The organism is Spiroplasma alleghenense (genome assembly GCF_003363775.1).
Taxonomy (GTDB): domain Bacteria; phylum Bacillota_I; class Bacilli_A; order Mycoplasmatales; family Mycoplasmataceae; genus Spiroplasma_B; species Spiroplasma_B alleghenense.
On record NZ_CP031376.1, the window covers coordinates 736,832 to 755,715 of the forward strand.

Here is an 18,884-nt window from a genome sequence, read left to right on the forward strand (position 1 = left end):
AATTTAGTTGTCAAAAACCCCGATGAAAATTAGGTTTTTTAAAATTGAATAAAAAACCATTTTTTAGTTTTGTATTCAATTTTAAGTCAAAAAAAACTTAGTCAAAAGACTAAGTTTTTTTTGAACTGGCACCGTGCTATTTTGCACTTTCGTACTATCGTCGCCGCAATAGAGCTTAACTTCTGTGTTCGGCATGGGAACAGGTGTGACCTCTACGCTATGGGCACCAGATCGGTTTTTTGAAACAATAATATCCTTTAATCGAAATTAAAGGTGATTATTCTTTCAAAACTGAACATTAGATTTAACATAAATTTGCAACTTTTTAGATTTTTCTTGATTCTAAAAAGACTCTCGATCTATTAGTACTGGTAAGCTAAACACGTCACCGTGCGTACACACCCAGCCTATCAACCATGTGGTCTACATGGGATCTTACTTGCTAAACAATGGGAAAACTCATCTTGAAGGAGGCTTCTCGCTTAGATGCCTTCAGCGATTATCCGTTCCGCATATAGCTACCCTGCTATGCTCTTGGCAGAACAACAGGTGCACCAGGGATGCGTCCAACCCGGTCCTCTCGTACTAGGGTCAGCTCTTCTCAATTTTCCTACGCCCACAACAGATAGGGACCAAACTGTCTCACGACGTTCTGAACCCAGCTCGCGTACCGCTTTAATGGGCGAACAGCCCAACCCTTGGAACCGACTTCAGCTCCAGGATGCGATGAGCCGACATCGAGGTGCCAAACCTCCCCGTCGATGTGAACTCTTGGGGGAGATCAGCCTGTTATCCCCGGGGTAACTTTTATCCGTTGAGCGACGGCCCTTCCACACGGGACCGCCGGATCACTAAGTCCTGCTTTCGCATCTGTTCGACTTGTAAGTCTCGCAGTTAAGCATTCTTCTACCTTTGCGCTCTATGTATGATTTCCAACCATACTGAGAATACCTTTGAGCGCCTCCGTTACATTTTAGGAGGCGACCGCCCCAGTCAAACTACCCACCAGACACTGTCCCTGATCCGGATAACGGACCTAGGTTAGAACCTCAATGTAACAAGGGTGGTATTCCAAGGATGACTCCACAACCACTAGCGTGATTGCTTCATAGTCTCCCACCTATCCTCTACATGTTACACCAAGATTCAATATCAAGTTATAGTAAAGCTCCACGGGGTCTTTCCGTCTAGTTGCGGGTAACCAGCATCTTCACTGGTACTAAAATTTCACCGAGTCTGTAGCCGAGACAGCGAAGGGATCATTACGCCTTTCGTGCGGGTCAGAACTTACCTGACAAGGAATTTCGCTACCTTAGGACCGTTATAGTTACGGCCGCCGTTCACCGGGGCTTCAATTCATGGCTTCGTCGAAACTAACCACTCCTCTTAACCTTCCGGCACTGGGCAGGCGTCACCCCCTATACTTCGTCTTACGACTTTGCAGAGAGCTGTGTTTTTGCTAAACAGTTGCCCCTTCCTCTTCACTGCGGCTCACATAAAGTGAGCACCCCTTCTCGCGAACTTACGGGGTGATTTTGCAGAGTTCCTTAGCTACAGTTTTCTCGCTTGCCTTAGGATTCTCTCCTTGACCACGTGTGTTCGTTCTAGGTACAGGTACCATGTAGATTAGCGCTAGAAGCTTTTCTTGGAAGCATGGAGTCATGGACTTCGCTACTTGCCGAAGCGTTCACTCCCCATCACACTTCAGAGTTAAAGTACGCGGATTTGCCTACGTACACCCCTTTGTGCTTAGACCAGCATATCCAACAGCTGGCTTCCACTATCCTTCTCCGTCACTCCATCACTCTACATAGTAGTACAGGAATATCAACCTGTTGTCCATCGACTACGCCTTTCGGCCTCGCCTTAGGTCCTGACTAACCCTGGGTGGACGAACCTTGCCCAGGAAACCTTGGTCAAACGGCATGGGGGATTCTCACCCCCAAACGTTACTCATGCCGGCATAATCACTTCTAAGCGCTCCACCAGTCCTCACGGTCTGACTTCATCGCCCTTAGAACGCTCCCCTACCACTGACGCTTACGCGCCAATCCATAGTTTCGGTAGTATACTTAAGCCCCGGTACATTTTCGGCGCAGAATCACTCGACTAGTGAGCTGTTACGCACTCTTTAAATGATGGCTGCTTCTGAGCCAACATCCTAGCTGTCTGTGCAATTCCACATCCTTACACACTTAGTATACATTTAGGGACCTTAACTGATGATCTGGGCTGTTTCCCTCACGTGCATGGACCTTATCACCCATGTACTGACTGCCGAGTATGAAACAATGGCATTCGGAGTTTAATTGCATTCAGTACCCCTAGGTGGGGCCATCATACATTCAGTGCTCTACCTCCATTGTCCTAAACCTCGACGCTAGCCTTAAAGCTATATCGGGGAGAACTAGCTATCTCCGGGTTCGATTGGAATTTCACCGCTAGCCACAAGTCATCCACGGTCTTTTCAACGAACGTTGGTTCGGTCCTCCATTTGGTTTTACCCAAACTTCAACCTGCTCATGGCTAGATCACCCGGTTTCGTGTCTACGACATCGTACTAAACGCCCTATTAAGGCTCGCTTTCACTACGGCTCCACGGATTCCGCTTAACCTTGCACGATATCGTAACTCGCCGGCTCTTTCTACAAAAAGCACGCCATCACCCATTAACGGGCTCTGACTTCTTGTAAGCATATGGTTTCAGGAACTATTTCACTCCCCTCTCGGGGTACTTTTCACCTTTCCCTCACGGTACTGGTTCACTATCGGTAAAATGGTAGTATTTAGGCTTACCCAGTGGTCTGGGTAGATTCCGACAGGGTTTCACGTGCCCCGCCGTACTCAGGATACCTCTTCGAGACTAATGTATTTCGCATACGGGACTATCACCCTCTGCGGTGCTGCTTCCCAACAGCTTCTGCTATACATTAATTTTGTAACTCTAACTAAGGTCCTACAACCCCGGTCCGTAGACCGGTTTGGCCTGTTCCGCTTTCGCTCGCCGCTACTGACGGAATCTCATTCGATTTCTTTTCCTCTTGGTACTAAGATGTTTCAGTTCCCAAGGTTCCCTTCTCATGACCTATGAATTCAGTCATGGATAATACGAGATGAATCGTATTGGGTTTCCCCATTCGGATATCACCGGATCAAAGCTCACTTCCAGCTCCCCGATGCTTTTCGCAGGTAGTCACGTCCTTCTTCGGCTCCATTTTCCAAGGCATTCACCATATGCCCTTACTATACTTTTTAGAGAAAAACCTATTGCAAATTTATGATTTCAATTTTAGTTTTTTTAATAACAATTGATGTCTAATTTTTTATTTATATAAAACAAATAAGAAAATTGTATTTTTTCATCTAATATTCAGTTTTCAAAGAACAATTCTTTTTTCAAAGATTATCAATAATTTGTTGCCAAATTATTCAAATAATCTCTGAAAACTAAATAGAACATAAAGGATAGTCGAAGCTGTTAATACACTTAGTCACTTTCAGCTTCATTTACTTAATTCTCTCCATAGAAAGGAGGTGATCCATCCGCACGTTCCCGTACGGATACCTTGTTACGACTTCACCCTAATCGCTAATCCTACCTTGGTAGGCTCCCTCCTTACGGTTAGGACACCTGCTTCTGGTATTACCAACTCTCATGGTGTGACGGGCGGTGTGTACAAGACCCGAGAACGTATTCACCGCGGCGTTGCTGATCCGCGATTACTAGTGATTCCGGCTTCATGAAGTCGAGTTGCAGACTTCAATCCGAACTGAGATCGGCTTTTTGAGATTAGCTCCCCCTCGCGAGATTGCGACTCTTTGTACCGACCATTGTAGCACGTGTGTAGCCCAGGACATAAGGGGCATGATGATTTGACGTCATCCCCACCTTCCTCTAGCTTACACTAGCAGTCTCATTAGAGTCCTCAACTGAATGTTAGTAACTAATAATAGGGGTTGCGTTCGTTGCGGGACTTAACCCAACACCTCACGGCACGAACTGACGACAACCATGCACCACCTGTCTCAATGTTAACCTCCACTACATCTCTGTAGTTTTGCACTGGATGTCAAGCCCTGGTAAGGTTCTTCGCGTTGCTTCGAATTAAACCACATGCTCCACCACTTGTGCGGGTCCCCGTCAATTCCTTTGAGTTTCACTCTTGCGAGCATACTACTCAGTCGGAGTACTTAATGCGTTAGCTGCAGCACCGACATAATGCCGACACTTAGTACTCAACGTTTACGGCGTGGACTACTAGGGTATCTAATCCTATTTGCTCCCCACGCTTTCGTGCCTCAGCGTCAATAACAGGCCAGTAGATCGCCTACGCCACTGGTGTTCCTCCAAATATCTACGCATTTCACCGCTACACTTGGAATTCCATCTACCTCTCCTGTATTCTAGCAAAGCAGTTTTCAAGGCGAACCGGAGTTGAGCCCCGGGCTTTAACCTCAAACTTACTAAGCCGCCTACGCACCCTATACGCCCAATAAATCCGGATAACGCTTGCCACCTATGTATTACCGCGGCTGCTGGCACATAGTTAGCCGTGGCTTTCTGGTAGGGTACCGTCAGACTAAGAGCATTTCCTCTCCTAGTTGTTCTTCTCCTACAACAGAGCTTTACGATCCGAAAACCTTCATCACTCACGCGGCATTGCTTCATCAGACTTTCGTCCATTGTGAAAAATTCCCTACTGCTGCCTCCCGTAGGAGTCTGGGCCGTATCTCAGTCCCAATGTGGCCGATCAACCTCTCAGTTCGGCTACGTATCATCGTCTAGGTGAGCCATTACCTCACCTACTAACTAATACGCCGCATCCTCATCTTTTAGCGGTCCAAACGGACCTTTCAACACCTTCTGATGCCATAGTGGTGTCATATGCGGTATTAGCAGTCGTTTCCAACTGTTATCCCCCTCTAAAAGGTAGATTAGACACGTGTTACTCACCCGTTCGCCACTGGGTGCAAGCACCCCGTTCGACTTGCATGTATTAGGCATGCCGCCAGCGTTCATCCTGAGCCAGGATCAAACTCTCATTTAAAAAAATGTGACTATATTTGATTCTGACTATCCTTTATTTTATTAAACTCAAACAAATTGATACAAGTTAAATTGTACAATTAATGATTGTTGTAAATTGTTCTATTTAGTTTTCAAAGATCATTTCTTCGCATATTCGCGACTTATTTATACTACCAAAACTGGAATATTATGTCAACAAAAAAGTGAAAAAAAGTGAAAAAAAATTATAAAAAACTTAAATTAATTTCACTTAAATATAGATTATAAAAAAGGAGAAGATTTTAATCTTCTCCTCAGTCTATTGTTTTATCATATGTATAAATACTTTTAATCTTTTCGATTTCAGCTTCATTCGGTTGATAATAATCTTTTTGTGGAGATTGATTTTGCAATGATGCTGGATGCTTCTTCAGTACATCACGATTGGCATTTCTAATTGCATTTCAAATTCTATCAGAATCTCCTAAAAATATTTTATTTTCATATTCTGGTTTTACTAAGTCGCGGTTCTTTTTAAAACCTTTAAGCGGATCATGGTAAGTTACCCCAATTGGGCCTTGATTCATAAATTCTTGTGCTTTCTGATTACCAGCTCTTCTTGGAGTAATTGTTTTTACATAAGGATCAATTATTTTATCAACAGGTTCTTGAATTTGTGGTTCTTCTACAATTTTAGAAGGTTCTCTATCCAATTTAATTGTTTCATCTTTTACTGTGATAAATGGTTCCCTAGTTGCAGTTGTATCAATTGGTTGAGTAAGTTCTTGAGTGACAAATTCTTTTAAAATTGGTTGAGGCTTAATATCCTCTTCAATTTTACTGGTTTCGATTGCATTTTCCTCGGTTAAATTATTCATTTCGGCCGGACTTTTTGCTAAATCCGAACGTAATCGATTAATTTTAGAATTTAAATCAATTGAATCTTCATTTGCCCTGATGGTATCAGATTTTATCGGTTGTTTATTTTCCTTAATTGCTGCAGGTCTTATGTCTTCTACTTTTTCATTTGCTTTAATAGATTTATTCATTGCTAATCCAACAATTTGGATTAAACCTAAAAATAGGATAGCATAAAATACAAAAGAATTAATTCCTTGAGCCGCAAAGACTGTTGTACCATCTTCGCTTAAAACCAGAAAGTAATTAGAAAACTGCTTTGCACTAAAAATAAAGACTTCATTTTCAAAATTGTAAGAAATGAAAGTCATAATAAATTGAATTATTGAAATTAGCATTAATATTAAAACTAAAAGAATAATACTAAAAACCTTGATTCCCTTAGGCTTTGATTTTTTGAAGTATACTGGCACTAGTGCCATCAAAATTATTGAAGATATGCTAATAATTATAAATACCACTAAAACCATGATAGTTATTTCTGAATTAAAAGGAGCAACTTCTGCACTAGCCTCACTGTTTCTTGATAAAATACTAAATCAATTAAAAAAGCCGGTTCTTAATTCAAAGGAACTATTCATCGATATTGATACTTGATCTATTACAAAACCAGAAGCTAAAACTAAAGGCAATAGTAAAATCATTAAAAGTACTGATATTTTTTTTGACATTTTTTCTCGCCTTTCTTAATCATACTTAATTTTTATTATATCATAATATGAAGGTTTTTTGGCTAGGATTGTTTGACCAGGCTAAATAAAAACTACAAAGTTTTTTTCTAAACCCCGTAGTTATCTGATAATTTTTCAGTGATTTCATACTGTTGTAAAATACCTTCTACATCAAATCCTTTTGGATCATGCTTATTGACAAACTCCAATATTAAACGAGTTTGATCGGCAAAATGCACTCTTGTTGATTGGGTATGTGGTGAATTTTGAAAGGCATAAATCTCATTGCCCTTTAAAACTGCTTCGCTCAATAAACAAAGTTCATAGCTATCAGAAATTGGTGTTACACGGTCATACTTTCCATGTAAGAATAGCGTTGGCGCTGCTGGTACATAGTTTTCATATTTTAACTTACGAAATAAGTTACAATCGCGCAAATCCACATTAGCAGCTTTATTGATTTTGTTTATTAACTTGTTAATTCTTTTTTCTGTTGATCGTCTTGTCATTGTTTTTAAATATTGGTGTTTTACTTTTCAAAACAAACTTTCCATTGACCCATAAGGCACATCGGCGATACAAAATTTTAAGTCTAAGGAGCGAAGAATATCTCCATTAACAATATTGTTGTATTCAGTTACATAAGCTCCCATACTTGTGCCCATAATTCCAAAAGTTTCAATGTCATTGTGATTACTTCTAAGTCATCCAAGGACCGCAAGAAAATCACGGTGTTCTGTGGCTCCCATTGTTGCTGGGGCGTCACCACTATTGCCATGATTTCTAAAATCATAAGCCAAAATATTATAACCAGCTTTAGTTAAAACTAAGGCGTGATAAAGAGCTCAGTACTTATGACCACCAAATCAATGCGAAGCAATAATTCATTTCTTAGAATCTGGATTAGGTGTATATGTAAGCAATTCAATTTCAACATCATCAATCGACATTGTTTTAAATATTTCTAGATTTTGTGTATCTTCAATTCTTAAAAATTTATTTTTATAAAAAACTTCCATCAAGCGATTTAATCTTTCGATCTCTGGAAAATCACTTTTTTTATTTCTTTTAAATCTTCAACTTACGGTTTTTTCTAAATTTAAGTACAATTTATTGCAAAAGCGTTGTACTCTGTCTATTGTTGTAATTTTTCTTTTTCTCATAACATTAATTGTAATTTAATACGATCCCCTTATATCTTGTCATGCTTAATAGCGCCTCACGAACACCTTGAACTCCCATTCCTGAATCTTTAATTCCTGAAAAAGGAAAACTATCTGGTCCTCTTTGTGATTTACCATTAATATTAACAGTACCACATTTTAATCTTTTAGCAATTTTAATTGCAGAATTAATATCTTTTGTAAAAATTGAAGCCTGTAATCCAAAATCACTTTCATTAGCTACCTTAATAATTTCTTCATTGTTTTTTAAACGAATTATTGGTAAAACTGGTCCAAACGGTTCTTCTCAAGCCAGCCTCATTGAAGTTGAAACATTATCAACCAGAGTTGGTTCCAAACGATTTTTAACCAAATTTCCCCCGTGCAAAATTAAAGCCTTTTTATCAACTGCATCATCGATTAATCCCTTAACAAATAAGGCTGCTTTTTCATCGATCATTGGAGTAATATTAGGATTATCTTTTGGTTCCCCCACACTCAAATTTTCAACTTTTTTTAGTAAAAAAGGGATTAGCTGATCGGCCACTTTGTCTGTTGTTAAAACTCGTTTAATGGCTGTACATCTTTGACCAGAGTAACCAAACGCACCAGTAATAATTTCGTTGGCATAAAATTCAATATTTTCATCATCTAAAATAATGGCAGGATCTTTTCCACCAAGTTCTAGTACCATGTCTTTTGTGCTAGCAATTTCTTTTAAGTGATTTCCAACCCCAACACTTCCTGTAAATGAGATAAAATCAATTTCTTTATTGGTTGAAATTAAGTCTCCAATTTCTCTTCCTCGACCGGTTACAACATTAAAAATTCCATTTGGTAATTTAGCTTCAATACTTAGTTCTCCAAGAAAAGCCCCTACTAAACTACCAGCAGTCGCAGGTTTGAAGACAACACTGTTTCCAGAAACCAAAGCTGGAAATATTTTAGCAAGTGCGAGATTCACAGGATAATTAAACGGTGAAATAGCCAAGACCACTCCCTTAGCAACTCTACTAAAGATACCAATTTTATTTTCAGCTCCAAGTTCTTCTCCAGTTAACGCTAAAGGGTTTAGTCTTTTTGACTCTTCGAAAGTATAGTCGATTAGTTCCAATGTTCTTATAACCTCAGTTTTACTTTCATTAAATCCCTTCGCAATTTCTAGCATCATAATTTCTGCAATTTTATCGCTATTTTTTTCAATTAAATTACGGAATTTTCTTAAAATTTCTATACGATCTAATAATTTGGTGTTTTCTCACTTCTCTTGAGAGTTACGAGCCGCTTTAAAGGCTTCTTCAATATTTTGCGCATCAAGAGCTGTCACCCTTCCTGCTACTTGTAAGCTTGTTGGATTAATTATTTCCAACCATTGTTTATTATCGATTTTCTTTCCATTAATAACTGATTTAAATTCCATTTTCAAAACCCCTTTTTCATATTATAACGACAAAAAGCGAACACCTTTCGCTTTTTTTAAAAAATATTATTTATTTTTTATTGATTTAAAAGATTCATAATTATTGCTCCTGCAACACCAACATTAAGTGATTCCACTTGTGGATTAATTTTAATAATAAAATTTTTTTCAATTAAGTCAGAAACTTCATCGCTCAAACCGCTACCTTCATTTCCAAGTAGTAACAATTTTAAACTAGGATTTTTAAGTACTTCTAAATCCACAGAAGGTTTTCTCAAATTTGTTCCCACAACCTCGTAGTTTTTTTCACCAACTTGTTTAATAACGTCAGCAATTTCTAAATTTAATAAATTTAAATCAAACAGATTCCCTTGTGTTGCTCTTACTACCTTGGGATTATAATAACTAACACTGTTATTGGTTGAGATTATTGTTTTGAAATTAAATGCCGCAGCCGAACGAATTAAACTACCCATATTGCCAGGATCTTGAATATTTTCTAGAACTAAAATGTTACTAGTAAAATCAATTTTTGAATCTAAAATATGACAAATCCCAATAATATTTGGAGCATTTTTCAAATCACTTATTTTTTTCATAACCTCTTTAGTAACCAAGGTTTGTGGAATCTGTTTGCGGAATTGTTGGTTTTCTTTATTAACAACAATAACCGATTCCAAACAGTTGTGTTTTAAAGCCTCGAAAACTAAGTGTTCCCCCTCTACAAGAAATTTTTTTTCTTCTCTTTGGACTTGAGTCAACTTTAATTCTAAAATTTTTTTAACCCATGAATTAGTTAGGCTAGTAATGATTTTTTGATTATCCATTAAATAAAAATCCTATCTTGTATAGTTTGTTTTCTGGATTAGTATAATCCTTGCCGCGATATTTTGGATTCGCACAAGGGATGGTTATCATGAATTTACATCTTCTTGGAGGTAGCAGCATTTTAGACTGAATCGCTTGAAATGCTGTAGTTTTGATTTTTTGACTAAACTGATTTTTTATTTCATCATTTAAGTCTTCTAAATCTTTTTGACCTGCGGTTTTAATCATAATATTAATTTTATTTTTAAAGTACCACTTTTCAATTTTGCAATATTCCTCATATGTAAAAAGTTTAAAATCTTTGGTGCTGCTAACGAAGCGATTACGTTCAAAATTAACATCAACAACATAATCTTTAAAAAGGTTTACTCCCGTTTTACCACGAACCATTAGTTCATTTGTCTTTTCAATACATTCTTCAAAAGTTTTGAACCCATAGCCAATAAAAGAATTTCCTTGTCAGACATGATTAAATTTGGGGCTTTTAAGATTAATCGGCTCTTGAAATTCTAGAGCATTAACTCAATAGCGATTATCAACTCCATTGATGAATATTTCATAACCAAATTTGCGGTCCTTTAAGATTACGCATTTATCTGATAATGATAAAAGTTTTTCTTTAAAGTTATTGGTTATTACTTGTAATTGTTTATTTGATAATTTTATATTTGGTTTTGGTTGGTTAACCATTAATATTTTGCTTTTTTTATTTGAAAATTCAGATTTAGCAACTCTTAAAGATTCCAAAGCTCAACCCTTTTTATAAACATTTAATTCATTATTTGGGTCAGGTAAAACAGTGTTCTCAAAATCTTGGGTATTCATTGAATTTTCTGAAATACCGCTTTGATTTAAACTAGTAGTAGAATTTGAACTTTCAGACTCATAAATATTATCAAAATCTAAATTCAATACTTGGGTGAATTCAACGGTACTATCCAAAGTTAGAGTCGGGCGCTTACTTTCGTCAATCAGAATTTCTTCGCTCAGTTTTCTTTTTTTATAACTCATGGTTTTAGTTCCTTTCTAGTAGTTGTCATTTTGACGATTAAAATTTATTTCATTTTTTTTAAAATACGTTTCTAGTAATTCTTTTTCTGTAAAGCTAAATCATGTTCCAATCAATAAAAAACTTGTAATCAATTTTTCATAATTTTTTAATGATTTTTTCTGAGCATAATTACTAAAGTTTTTAATTAATTCTAAATAATCAAGTTCAAGATTTTCAAGTTTTACAGGCAAGTTTAGACTAAAACCACAAAAATCAAAATTAATTTCAATACCTATGCTTAAAATAAAGTGCATTCCATCAATATATTCTTCAAGCAAAATATTTCTTGGACTAGCGGTTTTTTGTGACCAAAATTTAAAACTTCTTTCCTCATTGATAAATTCACCCAGTTCGACAAAAAATGCTATCAACTTCTTGTTACTAATTTCCTCATTAAATTTTATTTGTCTTTTTTCGTAGATATAATCATCTAATTTCTTTTGACGATTCGCCAAATCAATAAGAGTTTCTTTTGTAATCATATTTATCTCCTTGCTAAAATTATACAATAAAAGCCATTCAATAACTTATTTTTCATAAAACTCAAAAAAACAACCCAAAGGTTGTTTTTTAAAAATTTGAGTAAGACTGATTGTCTGATTTGCTTATTTCTTTCCTAATAATTTAAACATATTTTTTTTATAAACCTCAACCCCGGGCTGATCGAAAGGATTAACTCCCAATAAATAAGCACTCATGGCACAAGCTTTCATAAATCAGTATGCTAAATATCCAAAAGATTTTGCATTCATTTCTTCTATCTCTAAAATGATGTTAGGGATATTCCCTTCATTCGCATGAGCTTCAATAACTCCTTGCAGAGCGATTGTATTTACTTCATGAAATGATTTATTGTGTAGATAATTTAACCCATCCAAGTTAACTTCGTCAGCTGGAATAGATAAATTTAAAAGAGGATTTTTAATTTTTAAAATAGTTTCAAATAGTAGTCCTTTTGTTCCGTCTTGAATAAATTGTCCTAGTGAGTGTAAATCAGTTGAGAAAACCACGCTTGTTGGCAATAAACCTTTACCGTCTTTACCCTCCGATTCACCGAATAGTTGTTTTCATCATTCAGTAAACATTTGCATTTGTAATTCATATGATACCAAGGTTTCAACTTTATAACCTTTTTTTGTATGTAATACATAACGAGCAGCAGCATACTGATAAGCACTATTGCTTAAGTCATCAGCTTTTGTATCTTTCATAGCTTGTTTTGCGCCTTCAAACATTGCATCAGTATCAACACCAGCTACAAGTAGCGGGAAAATACCAACTGGTGTTAGAACACTAAATCTACCACCAATGTCATCAGGAATTGTGAAAGTTGTATAACCTTTCGCATCAGCCATTGTTTTCAAAGCTCCACGACTTTTATCAGTAACAGCTACAATTAGCTCACTAGCTTTTGAACCTTCTTTTTTGATTAAAAGATTCTCAAATACCCTAAAAGCTATTCCTGGTTCTGTTGTTGTTCCAGATTTTGAAATATTAACTATTCCAAATTTCTTTGTTTCAACATAATCTAGTACCTGCTTTGTATAAGTTGAAGAAATTGTATTTCCAACATAGATGATTTCGCATCCATTTTTTGGATACAACCCACGGATCATTTCATCAGCAGCTCTTGCTCCAAGATAACTGCCTCCAATTCCAACTACTATTAGTACTTCAATTTTTTCCTTCAGTTGCTTAGCAACTTCTTGCATTTTTTTATACTCGGTTTTATCGAATTTTTCTGGCCAATCTAATCAACCTAAAAAATCTGAACCAGCTCCACTTTTTTCAAAAATTTTCTTACTTGTTTCTTTAATTAATTTACTTTCAATTATTTTTTCAATATTTTCTAATTTTGAATTATCTAAATTTACTTTTATCATTTTATTTCTCCAAAAATTGCCAATCGATTAATCGTTGTTCATTGAATCGTCAATACTGTCTTCTAGTTTTGAAAAACCATTTCCAGTTTCTTGAATTTTGTTTTCAGAACTTTTTAATAGTTCTGGGTGTAATGCTTTATAACTTAATTTTACTTGCTTTTTAGCTCCATCGTATTCAAGTACTTGTACTTCAATAACATCACCAATTGCAAAAAAACTATTTATATCTCTTACGAAAAAATCCGAAAGTTCACTAATGTGAATTAATCCTTTTGCGATTAATTCACCATCTTCTGAATGAACTTCTGAAAAAACTCCATAGTTTACAATACTAGTAACTTTAGCATTAATAATTTGTCCTTTGTTTAACATATTAATTTCCTCCATTTCTATTATAAACCTAATTACCGAAAAAACTCTAATTTTCGGTAAAATAAATTATAATTATTTATATAAATGGAGATTTAAAAATGAATGAAATTGCTAAGAAAATAGAAGATAAAATCAACGAACTAAAATTTTTTGTTCAACAAGATGGCGGTGATATGGAGTTTGTAGCCTATAAAAACCGAATTGTTTACCTGAGGTTAATGGGTAATTGTGTCGGTTGTGGTCTGGTTGATGTCACTTTTCGCGAAGGAATTGAGATGATTATGCTTGAAGAATTTCCAAATGACGTTGATGGAATTGACATTATAATGTAAATTTACCAGTAACAATAAAATCTAACGGAACATCATTTTCTTCAATTGGTAGAACTTCTTGATGTTTTTGACAGCTAAATGCCAAACCAATTTTAATAGTATTGCTCAACTTAACTAAAGTTCGATCATAATATCCCTTACCGCGACCCAGGCGGTTTTTTTTATCATCAAAACCAAGTATAGGCACTATTATAATTTGTAAATCATTTAAATCTACTTTACTGGTTAATTCTTTTGGCTCTTTAATATTATAAGGATTGTTTTGTTCCCAATTACTATTTTCAAAAATTTGATAAAATTCTAAAGAATAATATGGACACATTTTTGGAACAAAAACTTCAATTGCATTATTTAAGCAAAAATCCACTATTTTAATAGTGGAAACCTCATTTGGCATGGAATTATAAATTCCAATTTTTGTTAAATTATTTTTTTTAAGGTAATTAATCACTCAATCAGTAATAACTTGATTTTCATTATTTTTTTGTGATTCACTAAACTCTGATACTAAAACTTTAAATTTTTGTCTTAATTTAGCTTTTAAACTCATTACCCCACCGAGCCTTCCATGTCCATTCTAATTAATTGATTTAATTCAACTGCATATTCTAGTGGCAATTCTTTGGTAAAGGGCTCAATAAATCCCATGACAATTATTTCTAAAGCCTCTAGTTCAGTTAAACCACGACTCATTAGATAAAATAATTGTTCTTCACTGACTTTTGAAACTGTTGCTTCGTGTTCAATTTGACTACGATTATTTTCAACTTTATTTTTAGGGATTGTATCTGAATGAGATTGATTATCTAAAATCAACGTATCACATTCAACTCTTGCCTTAGAATCAACAGCATTTGGACCAATGTAAACCAAACCCCGATAGTTAGCAGTTCCTCCTTGGAAAGTAATGGATTTAGAGATAATTTTTGATTTAGTTTCTTTTCCTAAATGAATCATCTTTCCTCCGGCATCTTGATAAACTCCGGTTTTAGCAACTGCTATTGAAATCGTATCTCCTTGGGCACGATCACCTTTTAAAATACATGAAGGATATTTCATATTTACTTTTGAACCGATATTACCATCAACTCATTCCATACGACCATCTTCTTCGACTAAACTTCTTTTGGTAACTAAATTTAAAACATTATCACTTCAATTTTGTACTGTGGTATATCTTAAATTACTTCTCTTACCAACAAATAACTCCACATTAGCTGCATGTAAATTATTTTTTGAATAGATTGGTGCTGTACAACCCTCAATATAGTGCAAACTGGCATCATCATCAACAATAATTAATGTACGTTCAAATTGACCAGCAGCTTGATAATTTATTCGAAAATAAGCTTGTAAAGGTCGCTCGAGTTTAACCCCTTTTGGAATATAGATAAAAGTTCCTGCTGATCAAACCGCTCCATTTAAAGCTGCATATTTATTATCATTATTTGGAATAAGGGTTCCAAAGTATTTCTTGAACAATTCTGGATGTTCTCTTAGGGCTGTATCACAATCTGTAAAAATAACACCTTGATCTTTAACTTCATCCAACATTTTAGAATAAATTGGAGTTGCATCTCATTGAGCGTTAATTCCCATTAAAAAATCCTTTTCAGCCTTTGGTATTCCTAAACGATCAAAGGTATTTTTGATATTATCAGGAATTTCATCTCAACTGGTTGCTGTTTTTTCAGTTGCTTGATTAAAATAACAATACTCTTGAAAGTCAATAAAATTTAAGTCCGGTCCAAAACCAGGTTGAGGCATTTTGGCAAAATTACGATAACTTTCTAAGCGATAGTCCAACATTCATTGAGGTTCATTTTTATGCTTAGAAATTTGCGTGACAATTTCTTCGTTTATCCCCATTTTAGTTTGATAGACTGAGCTTTCACCTTCGTTAAAACCGTACTTATATTTACTAATTTCATTAATAGTTTTAGTTTGTTTTAGTGGTTTCATTATTTTCCTCCATTTTCTTAACTATCATATTTTTAAAACCATTGGCTCCCAGAAGCGCACAAGGAATTCGATTACCTTGTTGAGCAACATTTATAAAGGCAATTAGTTCACCTAATTGTTCTTCATCATATTTTTCGTTTTTAATTAAGTTATGAAAATTTGTTAAGATTTCTAAACCTTCTTGATAGGTTTTATTTTCTAGTTGATCTGCTAATATATCGGTTGAAGCTGAAGAAATTGCACAACTAGAACCATCTCATTTGGCAAATTTGATTCTGTCATTTTCAAAATACATCTCAATAGTAATCTCATCACTACAACTTTGACTTTTTTGTAGCTCTCTAATTGAATTAAGGTTATCTGATAAACCCTTGTTATTTGCTTCCACAAAATGTTGCATAATAATTTGTCTCAACATGAATTTATCATTTTTATCTAGCATAAATTTACTCCTTTTTATAAAATTGCTTCAAGGAAATTATCACTATTTTTAATAGCCTCAAATAATTTATCAATTTCTTCTTTTGTATTAAAAAAAGAAAAACTTGCTCTGACTGTAATTGGGGGAATGTTTTGATTTTTAACAATTCTGGCACAGTGACTTCCTGAACGAACTTGAATTCCATATTTTACTCAAAAAAATGTGGCAATATCTTGAGGATTATAATCTCTGATATTGAAAGTTAAGATCGGACTATTGTTATCTAAATTATAGAAAGTTGCCAAATCGTGAGGTATTTGCTTAGCTTTTTGGATTGCATATTCTTTTAATTCGTTTTCTTTAGCAACAATGTTTTCAAAACCAATCGCTTCAATAAAATCTAAAGCCTTTGAAAAACCATAGATACCACTAATATTTGGAGTTCCCCCTTCCAGACGAGCTGGTAATTCTTGTAATTCAAAACTTGATAAGTCGCCCTCTACTTGGCCACTCATTCCTCCACCATAAAATATTGGTACTAATTTTTCTAGAATTTTGGTTTTGCCTCATAAAACTCCGACTCCAAATGGACCAAAAACTTTATGAGCTGAGAATGCCACTAAATCAGCATCTCATTTTTTTAAATCAGTTACTTCATGAGCAATCGATTGGGCTGCATCAATAACTACAATTATCTCTGGGTTAACTTTTCTAATGGCTTTAACTATTTTTTCAACGTCGTTAAACCCACCTAAAACATTAGTTGAACTAGCAAATGCAACTAATTTAGTTTTTTTTGTAATCTGGTTTGCGATTTCATCCATTTGAATCCTACCATCATTTTGTAATGGCAACAGTTTTATTAAAGCTTTATTTCTTCGCGAAACTTCTAAAAAAGGCAACAAAGTTGAGGAATGTTCTAATGTTGTTGTCAGAATTTCATCCCCAGGTTCAATCATATTTTGTAATCCAAAAGCTACTTGATTTAAGCTATGAGTAGTTCCAGAAGTAAAAATAACCTGACTATTATCAGGGGATTTCAAAAACTGTAAAGCTTTATTTCTAGTAATATCTAAGACTTCTCATGCCCTGAAAGCATTTCCATAATCTAGAGTATGAGGATTTGCGGCAATTTTTTCTAAGTACTCTTTTTCTGCATCAATAACAATTTGTGGTTTTAAGCTTGTGGCTGCATTATCAAAGTAAACCACATTAGGATTCTCCCTTAAATAGGGAAATGAACTTGTAAATTCTTTCATTATTTAATCTTCTCCTTTAGTAATTCAATTAAATATTCCATTAACGGCTCATTGTGCTGAGCAATTGTTTCAAGAACCGGTTTAAAGTAACCCAAAATTAGTACTTCTTGAGCCTGAGAATTATTTAAACCTCGAGAATTTAAATAAAATATTTGTTCTTGATCTAACATTCCAATTGCATTTGCATGGCTAGCAACAATATCGTTTTCATCAATTAATAAAATCGGATCGGAATGAGCTCGCGCTGTTGTATCCAAAATTAGTAATCTTAACTCTTGATGTGCCTCTGAGCTAGTTGATCCGTTACGTATATCACTTGCACACTTCACAAAACCTAAAGCCGAGTCTTTTATAACCGTATAGCTACAAATTTCACTAGCAGTATTTCTTGCTAAGTGAATTGGATTTATAAATGAACGTTTTTCCAGATTTTCAAACGCCATTGTGGCGCTATAGTAATCCGCCTTAGCTCCTGGTTCTTTTAAATTAATAATTATTTCTTCGTTAATGCTTTGGTTTGAAAGATTTGCCAACTTAATATTTAGTGAGCTGTTTTCGCTTAAATTAAAAGTTACTTTCAAATCAATGCCTTTTTTCATGACATCTTCACAGTAATTAAGCATTATAAGTTCTAATTCTGTGTTTGGTTGGACATTAATTGTTAAGTCTGTTGATTTTGCTCCAATAATAATAAAACTAGTTTGTGACTTTGAGTAAGATATTTCTTTTAATGGATTATTTGTTAAATCATATTGATTTAACAAATTTAAATCTTTTAAGAATTTTGTTTTGTTTTGGCTCATGAGTATCCCTCTTTATTAATTCTTTCAACAATTTTAGAATCCCCAGAAACAACTATTTTACCATCAATAATCACGTGAGCATGAGTTGGAGGAACTTTATTAAAAAAGCGATCGTAGTGAGAGACAATAATCATTCCCAATTCTGCTTTATTATAAGAATTTAGGTTTTGTGACACAATTTCTAAAGCATCAACATCTAATCCAGAATCAATTTCATCAATCAAAGCAAACTTTGGTTTTAAAAGCTTCATTTGCAAAATTTCGTTTTTCTTTTTCTCTCCCCCAGAAAATCCGTCATTAACTGAGCGTTTCAACATATTAACGTCAAAATTCAATTCCTTAGCAGCTTCTTTAATATCTGCAAAAATCTTTGGTAATTTTTGCTTAGTTTCACTATGCGCATTAACAATATATTTTAGAAATTCTAAATTACTTACTCCAGGAATAGTTTGAGGATTTTGTAAGGCTAAAAAAATTCCCATACGACTTCTCTCGTCAACTGGACTTTCTAAAATTGATTTTCCATCAAATAAAATATCACCTTTAGTAATTTCATACTTTGGATGTCCCATAATAGCCATTAATAAAGTTGATTTCCCGTTTCCATTTGGACCCATTAAGGCATGAGTTTCTCCTGTCTTAACTATTAAATCAATTCCTTTCAAAATTTCTTTATCTTCAATCGCAACATGAAGGTTTTTAATTTCTAATTTATGACTCATTATCTTTCCCCTTTTCTTATTATTTTTTTCGTTATCTATTTAATAATTATGTACTAAATTTCGCATTTTTT

15 protein-coding genes and 3 rRNA genes are annotated in these 18,884 nt (G+C 34.8%); 1 reads left to right on the forward strand and 17 read right to left on the reverse strand.

Features of this window, described 5'->3' with window-relative positions; translation table 4 throughout:
• Nucleotides 1-123: 123 nt before the first annotated feature.
• The 11 genes from rrf to SALLE_RS03375 all read right to left on the reverse strand — a co-directional run bounded on the left by rrf (nt 124) and on the right by SALLE_RS03375 (nt 13,314).
• Nucleotides 124-231: ribosomal RNA gene (rrf, locus tag SALLE_RS03325) — 5S ribosomal RNA — on the reverse strand.
• 110 nt (nt 232-341) lie between these two features.
• A 23S ribosomal RNA gene (locus SALLE_RS03330) occupies nt 342-3,255 on the reverse strand.
• A gap of 272 nt (nt 3,256-3,527) precedes the next feature.
• Nucleotides 3,528-5,048: ribosomal RNA gene (locus SALLE_RS03335) — 16S ribosomal RNA — on the reverse strand.
• The 16S, 23S and 5S rRNA genes sit together here, the layout of an rRNA operon.
• Before the next feature lie 262 nt (nt 5,049-5,310).
• Nucleotides 5,311-6,597: a hypothetical protein gene (locus SALLE_RS03340; RefSeq protein WP_115558212.1), complete on the reverse strand. Its 1,287-nt coding sequence runs from the start codon at nt 6,595-6,597 to the stop codon at nt 5,311-5,313.
• A 107-nt stretch (nt 6,598-6,704) separates the two neighbouring features.
• Nucleotides 6,705-7,760: an alpha/beta hydrolase gene (locus SALLE_RS03345; RefSeq protein WP_115558213.1), complete on the reverse strand. Its 1,056-nt coding sequence runs from the start codon at nt 7,758-7,760 to the stop codon at nt 6,705-6,707.
• 4 nt (nt 7,761-7,764) lie between these two features.
• A complete protein-coding gene (locus SALLE_RS03350; RefSeq protein WP_115558214.1) occupies nt 7,765-9,180 on the reverse strand; it encodes an NADP-dependent glyceraldehyde-3-phosphate dehydrogenase in 1,416 nt (471 codons plus the stop codon).
• A 77-nt stretch (nt 9,181-9,257) separates the two neighbouring features.
• Nucleotides 9,258-10,007, reverse strand: a complete 750-nt coding sequence (locus tag SALLE_RS03355) for a TrmH family RNA methyltransferase (protein ID WP_115558215.1) — start codon at nt 10,005-10,007, stop codon at nt 9,258-9,260.
• The gene (locus SALLE_RS03360; RefSeq protein ID WP_115558216.1) at nt 10,000-11,019 is read right to left on the reverse strand and encodes a hypothetical protein; all 1,020 of its coding nucleotides are present in this window, start codon (nt 11,017-11,019) and stop codon (nt 10,000-10,002) included. The genes SALLE_RS03355 and SALLE_RS03360 overlap by 8 nt, the downstream gene beginning before the upstream one ends.
• Nucleotides 11,020-11,034: 15 nt before the next feature.
• A complete protein-coding gene (locus tag SALLE_RS03365) occupies nt 11,035-11,541 on the reverse strand; it encodes a dUTP diphosphatase (protein WP_115558724.1) in 507 nt (168 codons plus the stop codon).
• 123 nt (nt 11,542-11,664) lie between these two features.
• Nucleotides 11,665-12,942, reverse strand: a complete 1,278-nt coding sequence (locus SALLE_RS03370; protein WP_115558217.1) for a glucose-6-phosphate isomerase — start codon at nt 12,940-12,942, stop codon at nt 11,665-11,667.
• Nucleotides 12,943-12,969: 27 nt separating this feature from the next.
• Entirely contained in the window at nt 12,970-13,314 is a 345-nt protein-coding gene (locus SALLE_RS03375; protein WP_115558218.1) for a S1 RNA-binding domain-containing protein, read from the reverse strand.
• A gap of 98 nt (nt 13,315-13,412) precedes the next feature.
• Here SALLE_RS03375 and SALLE_RS03380 point away from each other — a divergent pair, with 98 nt between their 5' ends.
• Nucleotides 13,413-13,646, forward strand: coding sequence for a NifU family protein (locus SALLE_RS03380; RefSeq protein WP_115558219.1), 234 nt, complete (start codon nt 13,413-13,415; stop codon nt 13,644-13,646).
• On the opposite strand, the gene SALLE_RS03385 is transcribed toward SALLE_RS03380, so the two are convergent.
• Genes SALLE_RS03385 through sufC form a run of 6 tightly spaced genes read right to left on the reverse strand, consistent with a single transcriptional unit; the run spans nt 13,636 to nt 18,813 of the window.
• Entirely contained in the window at nt 13,636-14,196 is a 561-nt protein-coding gene (locus tag SALLE_RS03385; protein ID WP_115558220.1) for a 5-formyltetrahydrofolate cyclo-ligase, read from the reverse strand. The two genes, SALLE_RS03380 and SALLE_RS03385, sit on opposite strands and share 11 nt — an antisense overlap.
• On the reverse strand, nt 14,196-15,608 hold the full coding sequence (gene sufB, locus SALLE_RS03390; protein WP_115558221.1) for a Fe-S cluster assembly protein SufB: 1,413 nt from the start codon (nt 15,606-15,608) through the stop codon (nt 14,196-14,198). Before sufB ends, SALLE_RS03385 begins: the two co-directional genes overlap by 1 nt.
• Nucleotides 15,586-16,050 (reverse strand): iron-sulfur cluster assembly scaffold protein, encoded by a 465-nt coding sequence (locus SALLE_RS03395; RefSeq protein WP_115558222.1) that lies wholly within the window; start codon nt 16,048-16,050, stop codon nt 15,586-15,588. Before SALLE_RS03395 ends, sufB begins: the two co-directional genes overlap by 23 nt.
• Before the next feature lie 14 nt (nt 16,051-16,064).
• Nucleotides 16,065-17,288: an aminotransferase class V-fold PLP-dependent enzyme gene (locus tag SALLE_RS03400; protein WP_115558223.1), complete on the reverse strand. Its 1,224-nt coding sequence runs from the start codon at nt 17,286-17,288 to the stop codon at nt 16,065-16,067.
• Complete coding sequence (locus SALLE_RS03405; protein ID WP_115558224.1) at nt 17,288-18,091, reverse strand: SufB/SufD family protein; 804 nt, start codon at nt 18,089-18,091, stop codon at nt 17,288-17,290. The genes SALLE_RS03400 and SALLE_RS03405 overlap by 1 nt, the downstream gene beginning before the upstream one ends.
• Nucleotides 18,064-18,813 carry a Fe-S cluster assembly ATPase SufC gene (gene sufC / locus SALLE_RS03410; protein ID WP_115558225.1) on the reverse strand — a complete coding sequence of 250 codons (750 nt, stop codon included), beginning with the start codon at nt 18,811-18,813 and terminating at the stop codon, nt 18,064-18,066. Before sufC ends, SALLE_RS03405 begins: the two co-directional genes overlap by 28 nt.
• Nucleotides 18,814-18,884: the final 71 nt, after the last annotated feature.